This is a genomic window from Paenibacillus sp. Marseille-P2973 (assembly GCF_018101095.1).
Lineage (GTDB): Bacteria > Bacillota > Bacilli > Paenibacillales > Paenibacillaceae > Fontibacillus > Fontibacillus vini.
The window spans coordinates 1-24,026 of the sequence record NZ_JAGQEH010000022.1; the positions used below are offsets into that span (position 1 = coordinate 1).

The following is a 24,026-nucleotide window of genomic DNA, read 5'->3' on the forward strand; positions in this document are numbered from 1 at the left end:
CCTGAGCCAGGATCAAACTCTCCAATAAAGTGTTTGACTTGCTCATTTTGAAACTGACGAGAAAAATTAATTTCTCTATTTAATACTCACTCGTTGTTCAGTTTTCAAAGATCAACTTCATTCATTTCGTCGTTACCGTTGTTTCAGCGGCAACTCTTATAATATATCACTTACTGCGAAAACTTGCAAGCTTTTTTTTCGAAAAACTTTTTATCAGGTTTTAAAATCCTGATCTGCCTTCCGCAGCAGCGAATATTAATATACCTCATAAGCAACCTAAAAAGCAACCCTAAGAAAGAACTTCCTCAATATGCAGATGTCGGGCTTGCACTAAATTGACGATTTCCCCCTGTACGGACACCATAGGCCGTGTTGGATATTGCCGATCGGAGAAGACAATTTCCCCCACGCTATCGTTGCTGAGACGTACCCGCATTCCATTATGAAATTGAGTAACTTTCTCCACGAAGGTCTGAACAATGCCCGGATCCAGTTTGCCGAAAGCTTCTGACTTAATCTGTTCCAATACCAAATAAGGAGATTGCGCCTTGCGATATCGGCGGTTCAAGGTCATGGCATGAAAAATATCGGCAACGGCCACTATTTTGGCATAGATATGGATTTTGTCCCCCGTAAGGCGGAATGGATAGCCGGTTCCGTCCATTTTTTCGTGATGCTGCAGTGCCGTGAGTCTTACGCCCTCATTAATGGCCGAAGTTTTACGAAGTTGCTGGTAGCCGTAGGTGGTGTGCATCCGCATTTCTTCCGATTCGTCATCCGTAAGTAATCCCGGCTTATATAAAATGCCCGGATCAATCTTGGTATTACCTATATCATGCAATAAGCCTGCGAAAGCAACCTGCATCCAGTCCTTTTGCGGCAACCCGCACCACTTGGCGATCAGATAGGAAGTTAATGCAGATAAAATGGCATTATGGAATAAATAATCATATTCGTTCATGTTGCGAGGAGCAAAAGTCAGTACGTTAAAGTACTTCAATTGCTTGATCAAAGCTTCCAACTGATGACGCAGTTCATAGATTGGGAGCTCAGACGCCAGAACGGATTGGAATGCACTTTTCGTCAAATGCAGCATCCGGTCATATTCTTTATGAAGAAGACCTGTCGGCGATAGCTCATTATCATAAGGCACTGCGCCTACTGCCGCAAACGAACCTCGCCCTGTTTTGACCGAATCCGCCGCGTCAGTTGAGTCTTCCCGCCCTCTCCCCTGAGCTTCTTCGATTTCGACCTGCTGTACCATAAATGCGCGTAATATATCCAAGTCTCTGGGCAGCAGTACTTTTCCTTTTTGCATCAGAAGCCCGCCCAAAGGAGTATGTACATGGTTCACAATTTTTAATCCGGGTTTAAGATCTAATACAGGGACACTTGCCATGTTCGCTCGCTCCTCAATCTCCACATGTTTAGGGCAGGCCCTATCTAGTGAATTAGCACTATTGTACTGCCATTATATTACGAGACTTCTTGCCCAACAATCCTTTTTACAACCTACAAATGAATTAAAACAAAAAAACCGGACTTCCCTAAGGAAATCCGGTTCTTGGTTCATTGTTTTTATGTTATTCTTCCGTACCTTCGGACTCTTGTTCCGGGGCGTCTTGAGCGGCCGTATCAGCGCCCTCAACGGATTCTGATCCTTCTTGGCCCTCTTGGTCCAAGGATTCCTCTTCCGGCTCCTCCTCGGTCTTATCCGAGCGGCAGACGGTGGCTACAGAATCATCTTCACGAATATTAATCAGCTTCACGCCTTGCGTGTTCCGGCCCATGGTCGAAATTCCTTCCATGCTCGTCCGGATCAGCGTACCGCTGGCCGTAATAATCATCAGGTCTTCTTCATCCTTCACGACCTTCAAGCCAACGACAGGACCGTTCTTATCCGTTACATTGATCGTCTTGATCCCTTTACCGCCACGGCTCTGAATCCGGTATTCCGAGGCCGGCGTCCGTTTGCCGTAACCCTTGGTCGTAACAATGAGAATATCTTGTTCCGGAACGATGACGTCCATTCCGATCAATTGGTCATCATGATCCAGGGTAATCCCCTTGACCCCGGTAGCAGCTCTACCCATGGAACGAACATCGCTCTCTGGGAAACGGATGGACATCCCTTGAGCTGTACCCATAATGACCTCCTGATTACCGTCCGTAAGCTTAACATCGATCAAGATGTCATCCTCACGGAGATTTACGGCAATCAGTCCGCCTTTGCGGATATTGATGTAATCTTCGATCGGCGTCTTCTTCACAACCCCTGAACGGGTGGCAAAGAACAGATACTTGTCCTCATCGAAGCGTTCTACAGGAATAACCGCATTGACCGTCTCACCCTGTTCGATTTGAATCAGGTTGATGATCGGGGTTCCCCGCGCCGTGCGTCCAAGCTCAGGAATTTCATAAGCTTTGAGACGGTAGGCTTTGCCTCGGTCCGTAAAGAACATCAAGTAGTGGTGCGAGTTCGTCACGAACAAATGCTCCACGAAATCGTTGTCCTTAGTATCCATACCGACAACGCCCCGTCCTCCGCGTTTTTGGCTGCGGTAAGTGGTCAAAGGCAATCGCTTGATATAGCCGGTATGCGTGATCGTAATGACGACCTCTTCCTGCGGAATCAAGTCTTCGTCCAGAATGCTTTCTTCCCCGACCAAAATCTCGGTCCGGCGCTCATCCGCAAACCGTTCGCGGATTTCCTGGAGTTCATCGCTGATGATTTGCAGAACAAGGGCTTCATTCGCCAAAATCTCCCGGTACTCCGCAATCTTTTGCAGAAGCTCCTGGTACTCGTTCTCAATCTTATCGCGTTCCAAACCGGTCAGGCGTTGCAGACGCATATCGAGAATCGCTTGGGCCTGCTCCTGACTAAGTCCGAAGCGCTCCATCAATCCGTTGCGGGCAATTTCCGTAGTTTGCGAACCGCGGATCAATGCGATGACTTCGTCAAGATGATCCAGCGCCGTACGCAAACCTTCGAGAATATGTGCGCGGGCTTCCGCTTTTTTCAGTTCGAATTCCGTCCGGCGACGAATTACCTCGACCTGATGCTGCAAATAATGATGAAGAACTTCCTTCAGCGTCAGAATCTTCGGTTCATTGTTCACGATCGCCAGCATATTGATGCCGAAAGTGCTTTGCAACGCCGTATGCTTGTACAGATTGTTCAGCACGATGTTCGGATTGACATCCCGGCGCAGCTCGATCACGACTCTCATCCCCGTACGGTCCGATTCGTCGCGCAAATCCGTAATTCCGTCGATCCGCTTCTCTCTGACCAACTCGGCGATTTTCTCAACCAACCGCGCTTTGTTGACCTGGTAAGGAAGCTCATCCACGATAATCCGGGCTTTGTTGTTATTCTCTTCGATTCTGGTCTTGGCCCGCATGGTAATCGAACCGCGTCCAGTTGTATAAGCCTGGCGGATTCCCGTCCGTCCGATAATATAACCGGCTGTAGGGAAATCCGGGCCTTTGATATAGTCCATCAAATCCAGGGAATCGAGATCAGGATTCGCAATCAGCGCCTGAACCCCGTCAATGACTTCCCCTAAATTATGAGGCGGTATATTGGTCGCCATCCCGACGGCAATCCCCGAAACCCCGTTAACCAGCAAATTCGGATATCTTGCCGGAAGCACGACCGGTTCATGTTCCTCTCCGTCGTAGTTCGGCATGAAATCAACAGTCTCTTTATTGATATCGCGCAGCATTTCCATTGCGATCTTGGAAAGACGTGCTTCCGTATAACGCATTGCCGCCGCAAAGTCTCCGTCAATCGAACCGAAGTTGCCATGGCCTTCGACAAGCATATAACGCATGGAAAAATCCTGGGCCATCCGCACCATCGTCTCATAAACCGCCGAATCACCGTGAGGGTGATATTTACCGATAACTTCGCCGACGATTCTGGCCGATTTCTTAAACGGCTTATCAGGATGCATGCCAAGCTCGTTCATGGCGTACAGAATACGCCGATGCACCGGCTTCAGACCATCCCTTACATCCGGCAAAGCACGGCTGACGATAATGCTCATGGCATAATCCATAAAGGATTCGCGCATTTCCACATTAATGTCCCGGTCTATAATTTGCGAAAATTTTTCTTCCGCCATGCTGGACCTCCTTCAATAATCTATCCATGTGCCCATAGAAATGGAATATAGACTTCAAATTAGTCATTCTCCTGAAGAAACCGCCACGAATAATTGAAACCCAATTAGAAATGATTGTGATTTTGACGTAATTCTTTATATTACTTTCACAAATCAAGAATAATTAAACGTCTCGTCCCTTCAACCCATTCCAGGGAGGCACAAATAAAATGGGGATGTGTCCATTCCCAATGCTTCCACTCTTCATACACTATGAATATAGGCATTTTGAGAGGTTGTTTAAAAAATCGTTCAAAAAACTTATAAAATCCCCATATCTTATAATTATACCATTGTTTATCTCTTCTGTCCTATGTTTTTCGTCTCTGAAGCAAATACCAGCGGGGGTTTTCGGAAAGGAAGGATTGGAAGTTGGCCATTCAACGCATTGCGAGCAAATGGGAAAAAACAATCATTCTAAAACAAAGGGAAATGATCCGTCCTTACATTCCAGATACGCGAAAATATGACTTTGAGCATCTAAAAGAGATGGTCAGTATCTACGGACTCGTGTACGTTAAGCCGGATCATGGAACCTACGGCAACGGAGTCATGAGCATAGAGCCTTGGAAGGATGACTTCGACCCGGAAAGTCCGATCCAATATAAACTTCGTTTTGGGATTCAAAGCGAGCTATATCCATCGCTGGAGGAACTTCATGCTACTTTGTCATCAAGAATTGGCAAAAGGATGTTCCTGATCCAAAAGGGGATTCACCTTCTAACCTATCGCCGGCGTAAATTCGATATCCGGGCATTGGTTCAAAAGACACCTAAAAAGACCTGGGAGACTACTGGCTTTATTGGGAGGATCGCTGCCCAGCAAAAAATCATTACAAATTATCACGGCGGCGGCTCCATTGCGCCCATTGAAGAATTGCTCGGCCCCCATCTCGAACCTAAAGAATTCGCCAAGATATATAAAGAAATGAAGAGCTTAGGCATCCACGTGGCCGCCCAGCTAGCCCGAAGATTCCCCAACTTGAAAGAAATAGGGCTGGATATTGCCATAGACGATCAGCATCAGATTTGGATTTTGGAGGTCAATACCCTCCCGGCACTCTTCCCCTTCAAGAGTCTGGAAAACAAAGATATTTATAAAAAGATCCACCGTTATGCCGTCTCCTACGGCCGGTTTAAGAAATAGGCAGGAGACGACGTTAAGCATTCCGGCGCCTGTAATCATTCCGCAAAAAAAGCCCCGCCAACGGCGAGGCTTTAGTTAAATTAGGTTTAGATATCCAGGTTTTTAACGGTTCTGGCATGCTCGTGAATGAAGTCACGGCGCGGCTCTACGTTATCGCCCATCAGCGTATCAAAAATGGCATCCGCTTGAATCGCGTCCGCGATCGAAACCTGCTGCATGGTCCGGCTCTCCGGATCCATCGTCGTTTCCCACAACTGCTCAGGGTTCATCTCGCCGAGACCTTTATAACGCTGCACATTGAATTTGGCATTCTCGCCGAAGGAAGCGATGATTTCATCCCGCTCTTTCTCGGATCCGGCATAACGAATGACCTTGTTACGCTCGACTTTAAAGAGCGGCGGCTGCGCGATGTACACGTAACCTGCTTCAATGATCTTCCGCATGTAACGGAAGAAGAACGTAAGCAGCAGGGTACGAATATGCGCGCCGTCAACGTCGGCATCGGTCATGATAATGACCTTGTGATAACGGGCCTTCGAAATGTCGAATTCTTCACCGATCCCGGTTCCGAGCGCCGTAATGATCGCCCGAATTTCCGCGTTGCTCAGAATACGGTCCAGACGAGCCTTCTCCACGTTCAGAATTTTACCGCGCAGCGGCAAAATCGCCTGGAAGTGCCGGTCTCGCCCTTGCTTCGCCGAGCCGCCTGCAGAGTCACCTTCGACGATGTATATTTCACTGATCGTCGCATCCTTGGAGGAGCAGTCCGCCAGCTTACCCGGCAGGGCGCTGACTTCAAGCGCACTCTTGCGCCGCGTCAACTCGCGGGCTTTACGCGCCGCTTCCCGCGCCCGGGAGGCTTGCAGTGCTTTTTCCAATACCCGACGGGCTACCGCAGGATTCTCTTCCAGGAATTCCTGGAGTTTCTCCGCGAACAGGGATTCCACAATACCGCGTACTTCACTGTTGCCGAGCTTCGTCTTCGTTTGGCCTTCGAACTGCGGTTCCGGAATTTTAACCGAAATAATCGCGGTCAATCCTTCACGAACGTCATCGCCGGTCAAGTTGTTGTCATTATCTTTGATCATGCTGTTCTTACGGGCATAATCGTTAATGATCCGGGTTAAGGCGCTTTTGAAGCCAGACTCGTGCGTTCCGCCTTCATGCGTATTGATGTTATTGGCAAAGGAAAAAATATTCTCCGTATAGCTGTCGTTGTATTGCAAAGCAACTTCTACCTGAATCATGTCACGTGCGCCTTCGACGTAAATCGGCGTCTCATGCAAAACTTCTTTGTTCTGATTCAGATATTTGACGTATTCCATAATGCCGCCCTCGTAATGGAACGAATCGGAGGCACCTGTACGTTCATCGGTGAGAGATATATTAATCCCCTTGTTCAGAAACGCCAATTCGCGAATCCGGGTCAACAGGATATTGTAATCAAAAACAGTCGTCTCCGTAAAAATTTCCGGATCCGGGAGAAACGTCGTCTTGGTTCCGGTAAAGTCGGAATCGCCTACCAGCTTAACATCATATTGCGGGGCTCCGCGACGATACTCCTGCTGATAAGTATGACCATCCCGATTAACCTGTACCACGACTTTTTCGGAAAGGGCGTTAACAACCGATACGCCTACCCCGTGTAAACCGCCGGACACTTTATATCCGCCGCCGCCGAATTTCCCGCCGGCATGAAGCACGGTCATAACTACTTCCAGGGTCGATTTCTTCAGTTTCGTATTTTCACCAACCGGAATCCCCCGCCCGTTATCGATAACGGTAATGCTGTTATCCTCATGGACGAAAACGTCGATCTTGTTCGCATAGCCGGCCAGAGCTTCGTCAATACTGTTGTCGACGACTTCCCAGACCAAATGGTGCAGACCCCGGGCACTCGTTGAACCGATGTACATCCCCGGACGCTTGCGAACTGCCTCTAAACCTTCCAGTACCTGTATCTGACTCTCATCATACGATTGCTCGTTCATAGACAATGCCTTCACCTACTTCTATAGATTCTATGTCAACGGATTAGACCATAGATTGAATGTTCGACTTCTTCTTGAGCGTAGCAGAGGAAATCGGCGAATAGTACACAGTGTTTTTGGTTACGACAATGGATTTAGGTTCTTCTTCTCCGATCCGCATCACATGTTTTTCCTTGATGGCGTGACTGACGAATTGTTTGGAGATTTTGGACGATTTCTCAATCGATATATCGAAGATCGCTACCAGTTCCGAAGAGAGAATGACCTTCTCCCCGCCCAAATGAATGTACATCGCTTCCCCCTTCTATTTCCGGACTTGTCCCTCTTGAACATGAAAAATGCTGGCGTCCTGAAGACGGCTGGCATTAAGACTCTCGATCCCAGTAGCCGTGATGAACGTCTGCACTTTACTTTGAAAAGTTTCGATCAATTGTGTCTGGCGGTAAGGATCCAACTCGGACAATACGTCATCCAGAAGAAGGATCGGGTATTCACCGATTTCCTCGTGGATAAGCTCAATCTCCGCCAGTTTAAGGGATAGCGCCGTCGTCCGCTGCTGGCCCTGGGAACCGAAACTTTGCGCTTCATTCCCATTGATATGAAAGGCCAAATCATCACGGTGAGGACCCGAAAGGGTCATCCCGCGGCGGATTTCCTGATCCTTCGTTTGTGATAACTTTATCATAAATTGCTCCAATAAGACAGCTTCATCTTCTTCCTCAGCTTCTCCGAAGGACGGAAGATAGGATAATTTCAGGTTTTCGCCGCCCCCGGTAATGCCCTCGTGAATCTGCTGTGCCCATTTTTGCAGTTTTCTTATGAATTGTTTCCTTTTCTTGATGATTTTAACACCGTGCTCCGCCAGCTGCTCATTCCACACTTCCAGCATCGTTCCCTTGTCCGAGCCTGAGCCCCACGCCTGTTTCAACAAGTTGTTGCGCTGGACGAGCACCTTTTGATACTGCTGAAGGTGAAACAGATAGCTGGGCTGAACCTGTCCGATCTCCATATCGAGAAACCGGCGGCGTACCCCCGGCGTTCCCTTGACGATCTCCAGATCCTCGGGTGCGAACATAACGGCATTCAACACTCCGACAAAATCGCTCAGCTTCCGTTGCTCCAGCCCGTTCAGCTTCGCCCGTTTACCTTGGTGTGAGAAGCGCAGCTCCAGGCCGACCGCCCCGTATTTTCGCTCGATCTCCGCCGACACCGTAGCATGGTCTTTGCCAAAGGAGATCAATTCCTTATCCTTCGACGTGCGGTGCGACTTTGTCAGAGCTAGAACGAGCAGAGCCTCCAGCAAGTTTGTCTTGCCTTGGGCATTACGCCCGATCATCAGATTGACGCTGCCGAAGGAGTCCAGCGACAGCGTCTCGTAATTGCGGTAATTCATGAGTGATAGTGATTTGACAAACACGTTATCCCAGGCCCTCCTCGTTTCCCCCTGTCATCCAGGTTCAGGGAGCCTCTATTCCTCGCCGCGAACCACTTGAAAAGAACCGCAATCCGCTACCTCAATCTCGTCACCGGGATACAATTTGCGTCCCCGACGATCTTCAGGCTCCCGGTTGACTTTTACGGCCCCTTCCTGCAGTAAAGCTTTGGCCATGCCTCCTGTTGAAACGCAATCGGCCAGCTTCAAGAACTGATCCAGCTTAATATACTCGCTGGAAATCTGAATAGTTTTCATGGATGTTCGAACTTCCTCTCTTCAGGTAGTCCCCCCGCTTAATTCGTTGTGCGGTAAGGGAGGATGAGATAAAGGCTTTGCGTATCGTCGACCGGTTTAACAATAATCGGGCTCATCGCTCCTGTAAAACCGATGTGCAGCTGCTCGCTTTCCACCACTTTCAGTACATCGAGCATATATTTGGAGTTGAACGAGATCCGCAGCGGGTCGCCCGTAAAGGAAGCCAGTTCCAGTTGTTCGGTAACCTTACCGAGCTCAGAGGAACTGGACGAAATTTCAATAGTGCCGTTCTCCATGGTCTGAAGGCGGACGATATTCGTCTTTTCCTCACGTGACAGCAAATAAGCGCGATCGATCGATTCGCTCAATTTTTTTGTGTCCAATACCAGTTCTGTTTTGTAGGTTGTCGGAATAATCTTGGAAGTATCCGGATAAGTCCCGTCCAATATACGGGAGTAGAACAGCACGCGGTCAATCTTAAACAAGACCTGGTTGTCCGCTACGACAATATCTACCCGTGTATTTTGGTCGGGAATGATTTTGCTCAACTCATTCAGCGTTTTACCGGAAATGACAATATTGCTGAAACGAACGCCATCGGCGTCATCGAGCTCTGCCATACGGCTGGCCAGACGGTGGCGGTCGGTTGCGACGAATTTGAATTGGTTGTCGTTAAGGTTCCACAATACCCCGGTCAAAATCGGCGAGCTTTCATTGGACGAAATGGAGAACGCGGTTTGCTTAACCATATTTTTGAGCAAATCGCCGGGAATGGAAATAACCTGATTCTCCTCAATGCTCGGAAGCACGGGGAATTCCTCAGGATCAAGCCCGACCATCTGAATATCGGTCGATCCGGAACGGATTTGCGTCTTGAATCCTTCAAGCACCTCCATCTCAATTTCGCTCGAAGGAAGCTTTTTGATGATCTCCACGAAGAACTTGGCCGGCAAAACGACGCTGCCTGGACGTTCTACCTGCACGATTTGTTTATCCTGATCTTCCGCCGGAATAAAGGCCTGAATGGAAATATCGGTATCGCTTGCGGTCAACGTCATTCCCTGAAAATTAACCTCCAGCTTAATCCCCGTCAAAATAGGGATCGTAGTCCGGCTTGAAATGGCCTTGGCCACATGTTGGATGGATTCGTTCAAATCGTGCTTCAAAACGCGGATTTTCATAAATTCAACTCCTAAAAAATTTATTATAGCATCGCAATATAAACACACTTAAAACAATCATAATTCACTTCGTTATGCATAAACTTGATTTTAGCAAGCAAATGCATTTGGGCTTAAATGGCCCTTTTCTATTTTAGCTCAATTTGAGCAGTTAAGCAGGACCCGAATTTGAATTTCTTCCCTGGCGGCATGGCCGCTTTATAGGATGATGTATATCTTTAAAATATATAGAAGAAGTAGTAGGGGCCCTGAATATGTGGATAACGGGACGGAATATATGAAATGAAGCCTATCCACATGTGAATATCATGTGCATAGGCTTATAGCTTATTCAGGATGAGTTTTTGATTTTTTCCGTAATGTTGTTGATAACTTTATAGAGATCCTGGTCGACTTTGAGCTGCTGGGTTATTTTTTCGTGGGCGTGAATGACTGTCGTATGGTCACGCCCTCCGAAGGCATCCCCGATCTTAGGCAGCGAGAAATCCGTCAGCTCCCTCGATAAATACATGGCGATTTGGCGAGGGAAGGCGATCGCTTTTGTCCGTTTGCGGGCTTTGAAATCCTCAAGCCGCAAATTATAGTACTCTCCGACCTTTTGCTGAATGTCCTGAATGGTGATCATCTTCGGACGGCTGGAAGGTATGATATCCTTCAGCGCTTCGGCAGCCAGGTGGGTCGTAATATCCTGGTTAATGAGGGAGGAGTAGGCGACGACACGGATAAGGGCGCCTTCAAGCTCCCGGATGTTGGTATCGATTTGATTGGCGATATACATCATCGCTTCGTTCGGAATATCCAGGTTTTCCGCTTTGGCCTTCTTGCGGAGAATCGCGATCCGAGTCTCCAGGTCCGGCGGTTGAATATCCGTGATCAGGCCCCATTCAAACCGGGATCTGAGCCGCTCTTCCAGCGTCGGTATTTCTTTTGGCGGACGGTCACTGGAAATAATGATCTGCTTGCGTTCCTCGTGAAGCGCATTAAACGTATGGAAAAACTCTTCCTGGGTCGATTCCTTACCGGCGATAAATTGAATATCGTCGATCAGCAGGATATCGATGTTCCGGTACTTGTTGCGGAAGCTTTCCGCCCGGTTGTCCCGAATGGAGTTGATGAATTCGTTCGTGAATTTCTCGGAAGAAATGTAAACGACCTTACTGCTGGGGCTATGTTCCAGAATGTAATGTCCGATCGCGTGCATCAAGTGCGTTTTGCCAAGTCCGACGCCGCCGTATAGAAATAACGGGTTATAAGCTCGTGCGGGAGCTTCGGCTACGGCGAGGGATGCCGCATGGGCAAACCGGTTGCCCGAACCGATGACGAACGTATCGAACGTATATTTCGGGTTAAGCATATTGGAAACGCTTTCCTCCGCTTGGACGGGTGCAGGGGGCTCCTTATATACCTGGGTTTGCTCGGGCACCGCAGATTCCTCAATGACGAAGGAAACGTCGACTTGTTTGCCAAGGTATTCATAAACGGTGGTTGCAACCAGTTTGGTATACCGGCTTTCCAGCCATTCCACGGCAAACGTGGTCGGAGCGGATATTACGATCTGGCGGTCGTTCAACGAGACAATTTTGGTCGCTTTAAACCAGGTATCGAAGCTGGGTTTGCTGAGTTTGGTATTGATGATGGATAAAATATGCTGCCATATATCGGAGGTATGGCTATCCACAGCGGTCACTCCTTTTAAATCTTCCAATTGTGGCATGAGCCATGCAGAAAGGGGTCGAATAAACATAAATAAAGGGGAATATTATCCCCATGAGTCAGAAAAGTGGAATCATTACAAACAAGGATAAATTCGAATTGTTCACAATTTTATCCACAGCCTGTTAATAATTATTGACTTAAACTTAGATATTCACAACAAAAGCAATATAATCATAGCAAAAGAAGCCTTATATTTCAATGCAATGCTGTATTTTATCCACAAATTCAATAACTTGTGTATAATTTTAACTCACACCACTACATATTGTTTATAATTTGTTTAAAATTCGACAGGATCCGATTTTCTCCGAAAAAAATTATACACAGGATGTTCAATATCGAAAATTACTTATTGACAGTTCTTTAGGGCTGGGTTCATCGATCGTTCTTAAAATCGGGAACCTAATAACAAGATTAGGAAGGGCGGATGGCAATTTGAGGAGGGAGGAGTAGGTTTAGATTATAGGCATAGCAAAGAGCAGGTTCTGCAACCTGCTCTTTTTATTTATTTAAAATTAGGCTGAGAAGCTTAATCTGCCGCCGGCAAATTCCGTTGGAATTTGGCGATCGCTTCATAATCTTCCTCCAACTTGCGGGAAATGCGGATGAAAATTGGGAGGAGCTCCTTGTAAATAGCGGCATGCTCCTTGATCGGGGCATGTTCAAAGGTACCGCCGACCATCTCTGACACTACATCAAACGAGTCGATCTTGCCCAGCGCATATAATCCGAGCACTACGGCACCGAGACAGGAGCTTTCGAAGCTTTCGGGAATAACAACTTCTTGGTCGAAAATATCCGCCAGCATTTGCCGCCAAAGCGGAGAACGCGCAAATCCGCCTGTCGCCTGAATTTTTTCGGGCCGGCCGATCTGTTCTTCCATAGCGAGCAGCACGGTATATAAGTTATAAATGACGCCTTCCAGTACGGAACGAATCATATGTTCCTTTTGATGGTGCAATGTCAGGCCGAAAAAGGATCCGCGAGCGTTAGGATTCCATAAGGGAGCTCGCTCTCCGGCCAAATAAGGGTGAAAGAGCAGTCCATCCGAACCGGGACGTACCTTTTCGCCGATTTTGGTCAACACATCGTAGGGGCTAATTCCGAGACGCTTTGCCGTTTCTACCTCAGAAGCGGCGAATTCATCCCGCACCCAGCGAAAAATAACCCCGCCGTTATTGACCGGCCCGCCGATAACCCAATGCTTCTCAGTCAGCGCATAGCAGAAAATTCGGCCTTTCGGGTCGGTTTTAGGACGGTCGACAACAGTGCGGATAGCGCCGCTTGTACCGATCGTCACGGCTACGACCCCCGGTTTGATGGCATTGACGCCTAGATTGGATAATACGCCGTCGCTAGCCCCGATGACGAACGGAGTGGAGGCGAGAAGCCCCATTTCGGCCGCATAGGTTCCCGAAAGTCCCTTCATAACATGAGTGGTCGGCACGAGGGTCGATAATTGGTCCGGCGTAATGCCGGCGATCTTCAACGCTTCCTCGTCCCAGTCCAGGTTCTCCAGATTCATTAGACCGGTACTGGAGGCGATGGAGTGGTCCACGACGTATTCACCGAACAGTTTGGCAAAGACATATTCTTTAATAGAAATAAACTTATTCGCTTTGTTAAAAATATCCGGCATGTCATGGCGCAGCCATAGAAGCTTGGATAAGGGGGACATCGGATGGATCGGGGTGCCGGTACGCAGATAGATCTCATGTCCGCCGAGCTCGTTTTTTAATTTTTCCGACCATTCCACGCTCCGATTGTCCGCCCACGTTAGACACCGCATCAACGGCTGACCTTCTTGGTCAACCGGGATTACGCTGTGCATGGCCGTGCTGAAGGAGACCAACATAATCTGTTCAGGGGCGGCTCCGCTTTGATCCATCACGTGACGGACGGCGGCCAGCATCGCAGCGAAAATCTCCTCCGGATCCTGTTCTGCCACATCGGCCGTCGGGGTGTACAACGGATAGCCTTCATTTGCCGTCGACACGATTTTTCCGTTTTCTTCGAATAATACAGCCTTGGTGCTTGTCGTTCCTATATCGATTCCTATCATATAAGAAAGTTGATTCATCCGAGTTACCTTCTCTCCCATAAATTTATATTTATTTCTTTAGAAAACACTGGCGAGAAGAATCAGCGCCAAGCCAACGACGGAAAGGATCGTCTCCATCACCGTCCAGGATTTCAGGGTTTGCGGGACCGTCATGTTGAAGAATTCCTTAACCATCCAGAACCCTGCATCATTCACATGTGACAGGACAATGGAGCCTGCACCGGTTGCCAGAACCACTAGCTCCACGTTAGCGCCTGGCGTAAGGGCCAGTACCGGGGCGACAATACCAGCGGCGGTCGTCATGGCGACGGTGGCCGAACCGGTGGCTACCCGGATCAGTGCAGCGACGAACCAGGCAAACAGGATCACGTTGACATGAGCTCCCGTAGCAATTTCCGCAATCGCAGTGCCTACGCCGCTGTTGATGAGTACCTGCTTGAAGGCGCCGCCGGCTCCAATGATTAGAACGATCGTAGCGATCGGGGCGAGACATTCGCTTGTAAACTTGGAAATCTCATGCTTCGTAAAGCCTCTGGAGAAGCCGAGCGAGAAGAAGGAGAAGACGACGGCAATCAGCAATGCCATAATTTCATGGCCGATAAATTCGCAGAACAGCGTGAAGCCGCTGGTAGCTTGCGGGTCGATAATGTCGGCGATGGAGCCGATCAGCATCAGAATTACCGGCAGAAGGATGGTAAACAGGGTGATTCCGAAACCCGGAAGCCTTCTGTTTCCTTTCACGGCAAATTGTTCCGCCAGTTCGGCAGGCGGTTCCAGCACGATGCGCTTACCGATGAATTTACCAAAAAGCGGACCGGCAATAATGGCGACGATGATGCCGATCACAAGGGAATAAAGAATCGTCCGGCCAAGATTGGCACCGTAAGCATCAATGGCGATCATAGGTGCCGGATGCGGCGGCACAAGCCCGTGCACGGTCGAAAGGCCCGCCAAAATCGGAATTCCGATTTGCAGCAACGACATTTTTGTTTTTCTGGCTACAGTGAAGACAATGGGGATAAGCAGGATAACTCCCACCTCAAAAAAGACAGGAATCCCGACGATAAAGCCGACGATCATCATCGCCCAATGTACTCTTTTTTCTCCAAACCGGTCGACCAGCGTAGTGGCAATTTGCTCCGCACCGCCGGATTCGGCCATCATTTTGCCCAGCATGGTGCCAAGGCCGATGACAATCGCTATGGTGCCCAGTGTGCCTCCAAGTCCGCTTGTGATCGAATTGACCACATCGAGCGGCTTCATCCCGGCCAGCAGACCGAGCAGCAAAGCGGAAATTAATAAGGTCACGAACGGATTCCATTTATATTTGGAAATCAGGACGATAAGAAACACGATCGTCACCAGGGTCCATAATAGCAAGGTGGCGTTGTGGCTCATGTTGAATAACGTGCTCATGGTGTTCCTCCTTTTATTTACCCTGAAAAATACATACATCTGTATGTTCTTAATATAAAGCGAACGTTTTGGGATAGGGGATCCTTTGGAAGTGCGCACCTAATGACGAAAGTCAGCGGTGGAGCGACGAACAACAGATCACATGGCCCAAAATGTGAGCGATATATATGTTATTTTTGTCGATTATTTCATGGACGTATGCAAGGTATTTCTGGAATCTTCAAAATACTCCTCAATCCGTGCCGAAATGATGGCCGGGTCTCTGGACTCCAGTCCTTTAAGCAGCTTACGGTGCTTATCCACCACATAGGCGATTTTGTCTTCCCCTTGGGACAATACATCTTCCGTCGTTATAAGCATTACGGTCATTACGATCTGCCGGATGCTGGTCCATAAATGCAAAATTCGCGTATGATTGGCGGAAGAGATGATGAGTTCATGAAAAGACAGGTCCTGATAAGCAAATTCCACAATATCGCGGTATTTGGCAGCGAGCTCCATTTTATCGATGATTTGGTGAAGCCGGGCGATTAACGGAGCGGGATCTTCCTCCGCGAGGCGCTGCCAGGCAAAGCTCTCAATAAGATACCGGACATCGTACAGTTCATCGATGTCTTTTAATAGAAGACCGTTTACTACGGCCCCCATCCGCTGCAAGGTGATGAGGCCTTCGCCGGATAGCGTTTTCATGGCTTCGCGGACCGGTGAACGGCTTGTTCCGAAGTCCGCGGCTATGCGGTTTTCGGACAGCACCTCGCCTGGCTTGATAGTGTTGTTAATGATTTGAAGGCGCAGCTCGCAGGCGATGGATTCGCCCAGCGAGCTGCCCTTCAACCAAGAAGCGGGAAACTTCATAATATGGTTGGCTCCTATCTTATTCTGCAGATTCGACTGCATGGCCGCCGAATTCGTTGCGCAGGGCAGCGACGACCTTGCCGTGGAACGTGTCGGATTCAAGAGAGCGATACCGCATGAACAGGGACAACGCGATTACCGGAGCGCTCGCTTGAAGATCCAGTGCGGTTTCAACGGTCCATTTTCCTTCGCCGGAAGATTTCATGACACCTTTGATTCCCTCGAGTTTAGGGTCTTTGGAGAAGGCATTTTCCGTCAATTCCATCAGCCAGCTGCGGATGACGGAGCCGTTGGACCAAACGCGGGCTACATCTTCGAAATTGTAATTGAACGGACTTTTCTCAAGCACCTCAAAGCCTTCGGCAATCGCCTGCATCATGCCGTATTCGATACCGTTATGAACCATTTTAAGAAAATGTCCGCTGCCGTTCTGGCCTGCATACAGGTAACCGCGATCGACGGCGATATCCTTGAAAATCGGTTCGATCGTGCGGAATACCGATTTATCTCCGCCGATCATGAAGCAGCCGCCGTTGTTGGCGCCTTCGACACCGCCGGAAGTTCCTACATCAAAGAAATTAATACCGTGGCCGGATAGCTTCTCAGCTAGAGCCACAGAATCTTTGTAATGCGAATTGCCGCCATCGATTACGATATCGCCTGGTGCGAGCAGGGGAATCAATGTGTCCACTACGGACTGAACCGCCGGACCGGCCGGAACCATGACCCAAACGATACGCGGTGTCTCCAGGGAGTGGACAAGCTGTTCAAGACTGGAGGCGGGAATCGCTCCTTCTTTTTCCGCATTCTGAACGGCTTCTTTGTTCATATCGAATGCAACGACTTCATGTTGATGCTCAAGCAGATTGTGTACGAGGTTGTATCCCATTTTGCCGAGCCCGATCATGCCTAATTTCATAAAATAAACATCCTTTCGCATACCAGTATACTTGTATACAACTTACTCATAATCCATATTACTCCGATCAACGTTCGCTGTAAACCTTGTGAAAGCGATTGCCGATCAATTCCATTCCAAGTAAATAAGAAGAACAATTTCGATTCTTCATCTATATATAGGATCAGATTTAAATACTTTTCCACATGTGTATAACTTTTATTCTGAGAGGTAATAAAGGGCGGGTTGTGGAAAACTTTTTGACAGTTCGGAAGCCAGCCTATAAATCGTAAAAAGAAATGCCGGGCTCGGTTGACTTTTCAGAGGGGTTATGGTTAAATGTAAAAAGGCATTTTCTGTGGATATGAAAATGGTAAATATACAGTGATCGATTCCTGTTAAGGGGGTGCAATAAATGAAACCGACTTTCAAACCAAATGTGAGCAAACGTAGTAAGGTTCATGGTTTCCGTAAAAGAATGAGCACGAAAAACGGCCGCAAGGTTCTCGCAGCTCGCCGTCAAAAAGGCAGAAAAGTATTGAGTGCGTAATGCGTGTATAAAGACCACTACGGTGGTCTTTTTTTACATTAGATCGTATAGATGTTTTTTGGGTTCCCCGCAAAGATGAAGATGGTAATGGGTTGAAAAACCCCGCTTTGCGGGGTTCTTTTGTATCGTTTATGGTTTTTGGGATTGGTCCATAATTACAGTAGCACTTTACCCGTTTACGGGGTTAAGTCAGGAGAAAAGCTCGTGCATAGAAAGCTTAGATTAAGAAACCGGGCGGACTTCAGCCGGGTGTATCGGTACGGAAAGTCTTTCGCCAACCGTCAACTCGTTGTTTATTATTCGGCCAAGCCCGATATCGAGCGTTTTCGGCTCGGCGTTTCGGCTAGTAAAAAGATCGGCAACGCCGTCGTCCGTAACCGGATGCGCCGGATGCTGAAGGAAATTGTACGCCTGCATGAACCCGAGATCCGGGATCATATGGATTTGATCCTCATCGTCCGCAATGGGGCGGTCGGAATGGAGTATAAGGAATTGGAGAAAAGTGTGCTTCACGTGTTGCGCAAAGCCTCGCTGCTCAAGCCTTCCGGACGGTAAGCATGCTTGTTTCTTTGTCCATATAAATATGGTATGATTTACAATGATGGATAGGTTTAAGAGAGGGGTTTTGAAGTGTCGCGTATTACGAATAACAAAAGGAAATGGCTTCTCCTCATCCTCGCAATCGGCCTGATGACTTTGCTGGCTGGCTGCGGTACGCAAAGCAGCAATTTCGCAAGCACTACTGAGGATATGGCGAAGAGCGGTTCCTGGTGGACAGCAAACGTCGTTTATTATTTCTCGCTTGCTTTGGATACGTTTGCGGATTGGTTCGGCGGAGCATACGGTTTGGCCATTCTCGTCATGGTGCTGATCGTTCGGACGTTGATTTTACCGCTTACCTTGAAACAGGTCAAGAGCTCGAAAGCGATGCAGGCAATTCAGCCTGAGATTCAGAAGATCAAAGAGATGTACAAGGATAACCCGGAGAAACAGCAGCAAGAAACGATGAAGCTGTTCCAGGAAAATAAGGTAAATCCGATGGCCGGTTGCTTCCCGTTAATCATTCAAATGCCGGTGTTCATCGCTTTATATAACTCAATTTATCACAACTCGGCGATCCGTGATCATTCCTTCTTATGGTTGCAGCTCGGTGAACCCGATAAATGGTACATTTTACCGATCATTGCTGCATTGACGACATTCATTCAAACCAAGATGATGTCGAACATGAACCCGGGCGGTATGCAGGGTCCGATGCAGTTTATGATGTTCGTTTACCCGATTTTGATTTTTGTCATGGCGATGAATTTTGCCGCCGCACTTCCGTTGTACTGGATTTTCAGTAACCTGTACACGATTGGTCAGAACTACTTTATTTACCGTAAGAAAGAACCCGTTCTTGCAACTACTGTCGCCAGCACTGGCTCAAGCACCTCTGGTAAATCGAAAAAGGGCGGTTCGAATCTAAAAGCCGGTCATCCCGGCAAAGGTGCCAAGGAGGCCAAAAAATCGAAATGAGAAGCATAGTGACGTCGGGAAAAACCGTTGAAGCAGCTGTAAAACAAGGATTGGCCAAGCTCGGCACTACCGAGGATCAAGTTGCCGTGAATGTGTTGGAGCAGCCATCAAAAGGATTCCTGGGCCTGATTGGCGTCAAGGAAGCCAGAGTCGAATTGACTTTGCTGACCGATGACAAGCCATCGGCTGCGCCGCAAGGGACCGCTTCGGAGGAACGTGCGTCCGTGACCCATAAGGATCATGGAGCTGCGGATACCAATGCCGGACAGGACCCTTATGAAGTGGCGGCGTCATTTATCAGGGACGTCGGTGAGAACATGGGCCTTCATGTGGATGTGGAAATTGTCCATAAGAAGGACAACACCGTACTGAACATTTCAGGCAGTGATCTTGGCGTATTGATCGGCCGGAGAGGGCAAACCCTCGACTCGTTGCAATATCTCGCCAACATTATCGCCAATCGTTACTCGGACAGCTTCATTCGTATCGTATTGGATGCGGAGAACTTCCGTGAACGGCGGAGAAAGACTTTAGAGGATCTGGCGGTTAGGCTGGCGGGACGAGTCATTCGGACCCGCAAGGAAGTAGCCCTTGAGCCAATGTCGCCGCAAGAACGTAAAGTGATCCATTCCAAACTTCAGGATCATCCGGAGGTTAAGACCTACAGCAAAGGCGAGGAGCCTAACCGTCGGGTCATTATTACACTGAAGCAGAGTAAATGATGAATGAAGACGCAATGGCGTTTTGCCCCGGCAAATGTCATTGCGTTTCTTTTATATCTCAACCCTCCCTTACCGTAAGAGAGGGCCCCCCGAGGGCACGCTGCCCTAGGGGATCACCCGCAAACTGGAGGAACGTGGGAGATGGAGAGATGCTCCCTTGTCCGCTGTCCCCTTCGGGGATGCGCTTGGGTTTGGTGCGAGGCACGCTTTTCCCCCTTCGGGTACGTCTTATTTTTGGCGACCCCGAATTACCTGGTTGTTGGAGGCACTGCTGCTTTCGAAGCACCCGGGAGGACTTTGGCGGAATGAGCCGCTTGTCGCCCCTTCGGGGTACGCTATACTTTAAGAACTCCTGCATGGGAGTAAGGCGCTGGTGATTGCGGTTTTAACTGCTGCTTGGATTAATGAGGCGCTGTTCCCTTTGGGAATACGCTAGAGTGGAGTGAGACTTTTGCAGGTGAATCCTAAGTTGCGGAGCGGCCGAAGATCACCTATAGCATTCAACCCGGGTGAATCGTTAGAGGAGCAAGGCCGTTTAAATTCGGAGAAGCGTCAGCGTTCGCCTTTGCAGCCGGATTAAGACCCTTAGGGTGTTATATAATCGAAATAATCTGGCTGCAACAGCGATCGGAGGATCAAACGGATTGCGGAGCGGCCAGGATTCACTATTAATTTTAATATTCGAGGTGACAATATATGCTTAGCGATACGATCGCCGCGATTTCAACCGCGGTAGGCGAGAGCGGAATTGCCGTGATCCGGGTCAGCGGACCCGAGGCGATTGCCGAAGTGGGACGGTTGTTCCGTTCCAAAATTGCATTGCCGGAGGCTGAAAGCCATACGGTGCATTACGGATTCATCATTGATCCGGAAACGGGCGAGAAGCTGGAGGAGGTTCTCGTATCGCTGTTTCGGGCTCCCCGTTCTTTTACCACGGAGGATGTAGTGGAAATCAGTACGCACGGGGGCATTATTTCCGTGAAACGCGTGATGGATTTACTGCTGCAGCAGCGGGATATCCGTTTGGCGGAGCCGGGTGAATTCACGAAACGCGCCTTCTTGAACGGGCGGATCGACTTGTCTCAGGCGGAGGCTGTCATTGACTTGATCCGGTCGAAATCGGACCGGGCTTTCTCGGTGGCGCTAAAGCAAGTGGAAGGGGACTTGTCGCGTAAAATAAACACCCTGCGGCATTCCCTGGTAGAGACGCTTGCCCATATCGAGGTGAACATCGATTATCCGGAGCATGACGTGGAGTCGATGACCACCGAATTCATTAAGAACAAATGCACGGAGGTAACCGAGGGAATCGAGACCCTTTTGAAAACGGCGAATCAGGGAAAAATATTACGGGAAGGCATCACGACAGCTATAGTAGGGCGGCCGAATGTGGGCAAATCCTCGCTGTTGAACGCCTTGGCCCGGGAAAATAAAGCGATCGTTACCGATATTCCCGGTACGACGCGCGACGTGATCGAAGAATACGTGACGATTAACAATATTCCATTGAAGCTGCTAGATACGGCAGGAATCCGGGAAACGATGGACGTCGTTGAACGGATCGGAGTAGAGCGTTCGAAAGCGGCGGTCCTGGAGGCGGATCTCATCCTCCTGGTGCTTAACAGCTCCGAGCAGCTTCATGAGGATGAAATAAAGCTGATGGAGCAACTAAGCGGTCGTCCAACGTTGGTGCTTTTAAACAAAATCGACCTGCCACAGCAGCTGGACAGAGGGAAAGTGGCACTTTATTTCCCGGAAAATGCAATCGTCGAATTGTCCGCAAAAACGCAGGAGGGATTGGACCATTTGGAAGATGCTATATCCCAACTTTTCTTTGGCGGTAAGCTGGAGTCCGGGGATTTAACATATGTGAGCAATGTGCGTCATATCGCCCTGCTCAAAAAGGCGAAACAGTCACTGGCTGAAGCTTATGATGCTGCAGATAGCGGCATTCCGATTGATATCATGCAAATCGATGTAAGGCTGGCCTGGGAGCAGTTAGGGGAAGTTATTGGCGATTCGGCACCCGATGCGTTGATCGACCAAATATTTTCACAATTCTGCTTAGGAAAATAAAGGATTGGCGCTATTCCAATCCGGAGATCGTGGTATGATGATGGGGATCCAATTAATGCATTAAATTTTAATTAAATGGAGAGGACTGTGCAGAGGCGAGTCCATCTTCTTATCTATTGGTAAAGTAAAAAAACTTAGGAGGTTGATTCGATGGGATATGATGCCGGAAGCTATGACGTAATCGTAGTCGGAGCAGGGCATGCGGGCTGTGAGTCCGCGCTGGCGGCGGCTCGGATGGGTTGCCGTACGCTGATGATTACGATTAATTTGGACATGGTCGCCTTTATGCCGTGCAATCCTTCGATTGGCGGCCCGGCAAAGGGCCATGTGGTGCGCGAAGTTGATGCGCTTGGTGGAGAGATGGGCCGCAATATAGACAAAACTTTTATCCAAATGCGGATGTTGAATACCGGTAAAGGCCCGGCGGTACACGCTTTACGGGCTCAAGCGGATAAATTTTCATACCAGCATACAATGAAGGAAGCGATGGAGAAGGAACCGAACCTGACTATGCGTCAGGGAATGGTTGAAGAACTGATCGTGGAGGACGGAAAATGCGTCGGTGTTGTTGCCCAAACGGGTGCGGAATACCGGGCAAAAGCCGTAGTGTTGACGACCGGAACCTATTTGCGCGGTAAAATTATTATGGGCGAGCTCATGTATGAGAGCGGTCCTAACAATCAACAGCCTTCCGTGAAGCTGTCTCAAAACTTGAAGGAACTGGGCTTTGATTTGGTTCGGTTCAAGACAGGTACCCCACCGCGGGTGCATAAGGACAGCATTGATTTTTCGCAAACGGAAATTCAGCCCGGCGATGATAAGCCGAAGTTCTTCTCTTATGAGACAAAGAGCTCGGACAATGAGCAATTGCCTTGCTGGCTGACCTATACATCTACGGAGACGCATGACATTATTAATGCAAATCTCCATCGGGCACCGATGTTCTCCGGGGTAATTGAAGGGACGGGACCTCGCTACTGTCCTTCCATAGAGGACAAAATTGTCCGTTTTGCCGATAAGCCGAAGCACCAGATTTTCCTCGAGCCGGAGGGCAAGAATACTTCGGAGTACTATGTACAGGGCTTTTCAACCAGTATGCCTGAGGATGTTCAGTTGAAAATGCTGCGCTCCGTTCCCGGCCTGCAAAATGCGGAAATTATGCGGAACGGCTATGCCATCGAATATGATGCGGTCGTACCGACTCAGCTATGGCCATCGCTGGAGACCAAGCGTCTTCCCGGCCTTTTTACGGCGGGACAAATTAACGGAACATCCGGTTACGAGGAAGCGGCGGGACAAGGAATCATGGCCGGAATCAATGCTGCGCGCAAGGTACAGGGTAAAGAACCGGTCATTCTGGACCGTTCGCAGGGGTATATCGGTGTTCTCATCGATGATTTGGTAACCAAAGGGACCAATGAACCGTACCGCTTGCTCACTTCACGCGCCGAATATCGGCTCTTGCTTCGCCATGATAATGCCGATTTGCGTTTGACGCCGATCGGATATGAAATTGGCCTGATTACGCAGGAACGTTACAACCAATTTCTTGATAAAAAGGAAAAGGTGGAACGCGAAATTGAGCGATTGCGGGAAACGAAAGTACGTCCATCGGAGATTAATCCTCTGTTGGAGTCGATCGGCTCAGCGCCGATTCAAGACGGCAGCAACCTGTTGACGATTTTGCGCCGCCCCGAAGTAAGTTATGCACATGTGGGTAACTCGTATCCTTCCGACTTGGAATTGGATGAGGAAATGAAGGAGCAAGTCGAAATTCAGATCAAATATGCAGGCTACATTGAGAAGCAATTGCTTCATGTTGAGAAATTACAAAAAATGGAAAAGAAAAAAATCCCTACAAATATTAAATATGAAGAGATTCAGGGACTGGCGATGGAAGCTCGTCAAAAACTCGCCAAGATTCGTCCGATCTCAATCGGGCAGGCTTCGCGTATAGGCGGGGTTACTCCTGCGGATATTTCCATTTTATTGGTATACTTGGAACACTATAATCGGGTAACTGCGGCAGGAGGATAAGA

19 protein-coding genes are annotated in these 24,026 nt (G+C 48.7%); 7 read left to right on the top strand and 12 right to left on the bottom strand.

Going from position 1 to position 24,026, the window contains the following annotated elements:
* Window positions 1–289 precede the first annotated feature (289 nt).
* Both KB559_RS23650 and gyrA read right to left on the bottom strand, forming a co-directional pair.
* The gene (locus tag KB559_RS23650) at window positions 290–1,399 is read right to left on the bottom strand and encodes an HD-GYP domain-containing protein (RefSeq protein ID WP_211025746.1); all 1,110 of its coding nucleotides are present in this window, start codon (window positions 1,397–1,399) and stop codon (window positions 290–292) included.
* 184 nt (window positions 1,400–1,583) lie between these two features.
* Window positions 1,584–4,127: a DNA gyrase subunit A gene (gyrA, locus tag KB559_RS23655; RefSeq protein ID WP_211025748.1), complete on the bottom strand. Its 2,544-nt coding sequence runs from the start codon at window positions 4,125–4,127 to the stop codon at window positions 1,584–1,586.
* A gap of 411 nt (window positions 4,128–4,538) precedes the next feature.
* Between gyrA and KB559_RS23660 the strand changes: the two genes are divergently transcribed.
* Entirely contained in the window at window positions 4,539–5,312 is a 774-nt protein-coding gene (locus tag KB559_RS23660) for a YheC/YheD family protein (RefSeq protein WP_211025750.1), read from the top strand.
* 86 nt (window positions 5,313–5,398) lie between these two features.
* On the opposite strand, the gene gyrB is transcribed toward KB559_RS23660, so the two are convergent.
* The 10 genes from gyrB to gnd all read right to left on the bottom strand — a co-directional run bounded on the left by gyrB (window position 5,399) and on the right by gnd (window position 17,163).
* Window positions 5,399–7,303, bottom strand: coding sequence for a DNA topoisomerase (ATP-hydrolyzing) subunit B (gene gyrB / locus KB559_RS23665; RefSeq protein WP_211025752.1), 1,905 nt, complete (start codon window positions 7,301–7,303; stop codon window positions 5,399–5,401).
* A 43-nt stretch (window positions 7,304–7,346) separates the two neighbouring features.
* Entirely contained in the window at window positions 7,347–7,595 is a 249-nt protein-coding gene (gene remB, locus KB559_RS23670; RefSeq protein WP_211025755.1) for an extracellular matrix regulator RemB, read from the bottom strand.
* Window positions 7,596–7,607: 12 nt separating this feature from the next.
* Window positions 7,608–8,720, bottom strand: a complete 1,113-nt coding sequence (recF, locus tag KB559_RS23675; RefSeq protein WP_211025757.1) for a DNA replication/repair protein RecF — start codon at window positions 8,718–8,720, stop codon at window positions 7,608–7,610.
* Window positions 8,721–8,771: 51 nt separating this feature from the next.
* Window positions 8,772–8,993 (bottom strand): S4 domain-containing protein YaaA, encoded by a 222-nt coding sequence (gene yaaA / locus KB559_RS23680; RefSeq protein ID WP_211025759.1) that lies wholly within the window; start codon window positions 8,991–8,993, stop codon window positions 8,772–8,774.
* Window positions 8,994–9,031: 38 nt separating this feature from the next.
* Window positions 9,032–10,174, bottom strand: coding sequence for a DNA polymerase III subunit beta (gene dnaN / locus KB559_RS23685; RefSeq protein WP_211025761.1), 1,143 nt, complete (start codon window positions 10,172–10,174; stop codon window positions 9,032–9,034).
* Window positions 10,175–10,505: 331 nt separating this feature from the next.
* Window positions 10,506–11,852, bottom strand: coding sequence for a chromosomal replication initiator protein DnaA (gene dnaA, locus KB559_RS23690; protein ID WP_211025763.1), 1,347 nt, complete (start codon window positions 11,850–11,852; stop codon window positions 10,506–10,508).
* Window positions 11,853–12,419: 567 nt separating this feature from the next.
* The gene (gntK, locus tag KB559_RS23695) at window positions 12,420–13,970 is read right to left on the bottom strand and encodes a gluconokinase (RefSeq protein WP_211025765.1); all 1,551 of its coding nucleotides are present in this window, start codon (window positions 13,968–13,970) and stop codon (window positions 12,420–12,422) included.
* Between the two features lie 39 nt (window positions 13,971–14,009).
* Entirely contained in the window at window positions 14,010–15,368 is a 1,359-nt protein-coding gene (locus tag KB559_RS23700; RefSeq protein WP_211025767.1) for a GntP family permease, read from the bottom strand.
* A 183-nt stretch (window positions 15,369–15,551) separates the two neighbouring features.
* Window positions 15,552–16,223, bottom strand: a complete 672-nt coding sequence (locus KB559_RS23705; protein ID WP_211025769.1) for a GntR family transcriptional regulator — start codon at window positions 16,221–16,223, stop codon at window positions 15,552–15,554.
* Window positions 16,224–16,242: 19 nt separating this feature from the next.
* Entirely contained in the window at window positions 16,243–17,163 is a 921-nt protein-coding gene (gene gnd / locus KB559_RS23710; protein WP_211025771.1) for a phosphogluconate dehydrogenase (NAD(+)-dependent, decarboxylating), read from the bottom strand.
* Between the two features lie 373 nt (window positions 17,164–17,536).
* Here gnd and rpmH point away from each other — a divergent pair, with 373 nt between their 5' ends.
* The 6 genes from rpmH to mnmG all read left to right on the top strand — a co-directional run bounded on the left by rpmH (window position 17,537) and on the right by mnmG (window position 24,024).
* The gene (gene rpmH / locus KB559_RS23715; protein WP_044481584.1) at window positions 17,537–17,671 is read left to right on the top strand and encodes a 50S ribosomal protein L34; all 135 of its coding nucleotides are present in this window, start codon (window positions 17,537–17,539) and stop codon (window positions 17,669–17,671) included.
* Window positions 17,672–17,875: 204 nt separating this feature from the next.
* Window positions 17,876–18,226, top strand: a complete 351-nt coding sequence (rnpA, locus tag KB559_RS23720) for a ribonuclease P protein component (RefSeq protein ID WP_211025773.1) — start codon at window positions 17,876–17,878, stop codon at window positions 18,224–18,226.
* Between the two features lie 75 nt (window positions 18,227–18,301).
* Complete coding sequence (locus KB559_RS23725) at window positions 18,302–19,189, top strand: YidC/Oxa1 family membrane protein insertase (protein WP_211025775.1); 888 nt, start codon at window positions 18,302–18,304, stop codon at window positions 19,187–19,189.
* Window positions 19,186–19,911 (top strand): RNA-binding cell elongation regulator Jag/EloR, encoded by a 726-nt coding sequence (jag, locus tag KB559_RS23730; RefSeq protein WP_211025777.1) that lies wholly within the window; start codon window positions 19,186–19,188, stop codon window positions 19,909–19,911. The genes KB559_RS23725 and jag overlap by 4 nt, the downstream gene beginning before the upstream one ends.
* A 696-nt stretch (window positions 19,912–20,607) precedes the next feature.
* Window positions 20,608–21,987, top strand: a complete 1,380-nt coding sequence (mnmE, locus tag KB559_RS23735) for a tRNA uridine-5-carboxymethylaminomethyl(34) synthesis GTPase MnmE (RefSeq protein ID WP_211025779.1) — start codon at window positions 20,608–20,610, stop codon at window positions 21,985–21,987.
* A 150-nt stretch (window positions 21,988–22,137) separates the two neighbouring features.
* Window positions 22,138–24,024 (top strand): tRNA uridine-5-carboxymethylaminomethyl(34) synthesis enzyme MnmG, encoded by a 1,887-nt coding sequence (mnmG, locus tag KB559_RS23740; RefSeq protein WP_211025781.1) that lies wholly within the window; start codon window positions 22,138–22,140, stop codon window positions 24,022–24,024.
* Window positions 24,025–24,026: the final 2 nt, after the last annotated feature.

What these genes read in the sequence shown, in the direction of transcription:
- KB559_RS23650 (WP_211025746.1), bottom strand. Translation starts at nt 1,399, where the DNA reads ATGGCAAGTGTCCCTGTATTAGATCTTAAACCCGGATTAAAAATTGTG.
- gyrA (WP_211025748.1), bottom strand. Translation starts at nt 4,127, where the DNA reads ATGGCGGAAGAAAAATTTTCGCAAATTATAGACCGGGACATTAATGTG.
- gyrB (WP_211025752.1), bottom strand. Translation starts at nt 7,303, where the DNA reads ATGAACGAGCAATCGTATGATGAGAGTCAGATACAGGTACTGGAAGGT.
- remB (WP_211025755.1), bottom strand. Translation starts at nt 7,595, where the DNA reads ATGTACATTCATTTGGGCGGGGAGAAGGTCATTCTCTCTTCGGAACTG.
- yaaA (WP_211025759.1), bottom strand. Translation starts at nt 8,993, where the DNA reads ATGAAAACTATTCAGATTTCCAGCGAGTATATTAAGCTGGATCAGTTC.
- dnaN (WP_211025761.1), bottom strand. Translation starts at nt 10,174, where the DNA reads ATGAAAATCCGCGTTTTGAAGCACGATTTGAACGAATCCATCCAACAT.
- gntK (WP_211025765.1), bottom strand. Translation starts at nt 13,970, where the DNA reads ATGAATCAACTTTCTTATATGATAGGAATCGATATAGGAACGACAAGC.
- KB559_RS23700 (WP_211025767.1), bottom strand. Translation starts at nt 15,368, where the DNA reads ATGAGCACGTTATTCAACATGAGCCACAACGCCACCTTGCTATTATGG.
- KB559_RS23705 (WP_211025769.1), bottom strand. Translation starts at nt 16,223, where the DNA reads ATGAAGTTTCCCGCTTCTTGGTTGAAGGGCAGCTCGCTGGGCGAATCC.
- gnd (WP_211025771.1), bottom strand. Translation starts at nt 17,163, where the DNA reads ATGCGAAAGGATGTTTATTTTATGAAATTAGGCATGATCGGGCTCGGC.
- rpmH (WP_044481584.1), top strand. Translation starts at nt 17,537, where the DNA reads ATGAAACCGACTTTCAAACCAAATGTGAGCAAACGTAGTAAGGTTCAT.
- jag (WP_211025777.1), top strand. Translation starts at nt 19,186, where the DNA reads ATGAGAAGCATAGTGACGTCGGGAAAAACCGTTGAAGCAGCTGTAAAA.
- mnmE (WP_211025779.1), top strand. Translation starts at nt 20,608, where the DNA reads ATGCTTAGCGATACGATCGCCGCGATTTCAACCGCGGTAGGCGAGAGC.
- mnmG (WP_211025781.1), top strand. Translation starts at nt 22,138, where the DNA reads ATGGGATATGATGCCGGAAGCTATGACGTAATCGTAGTCGGAGCAGGG.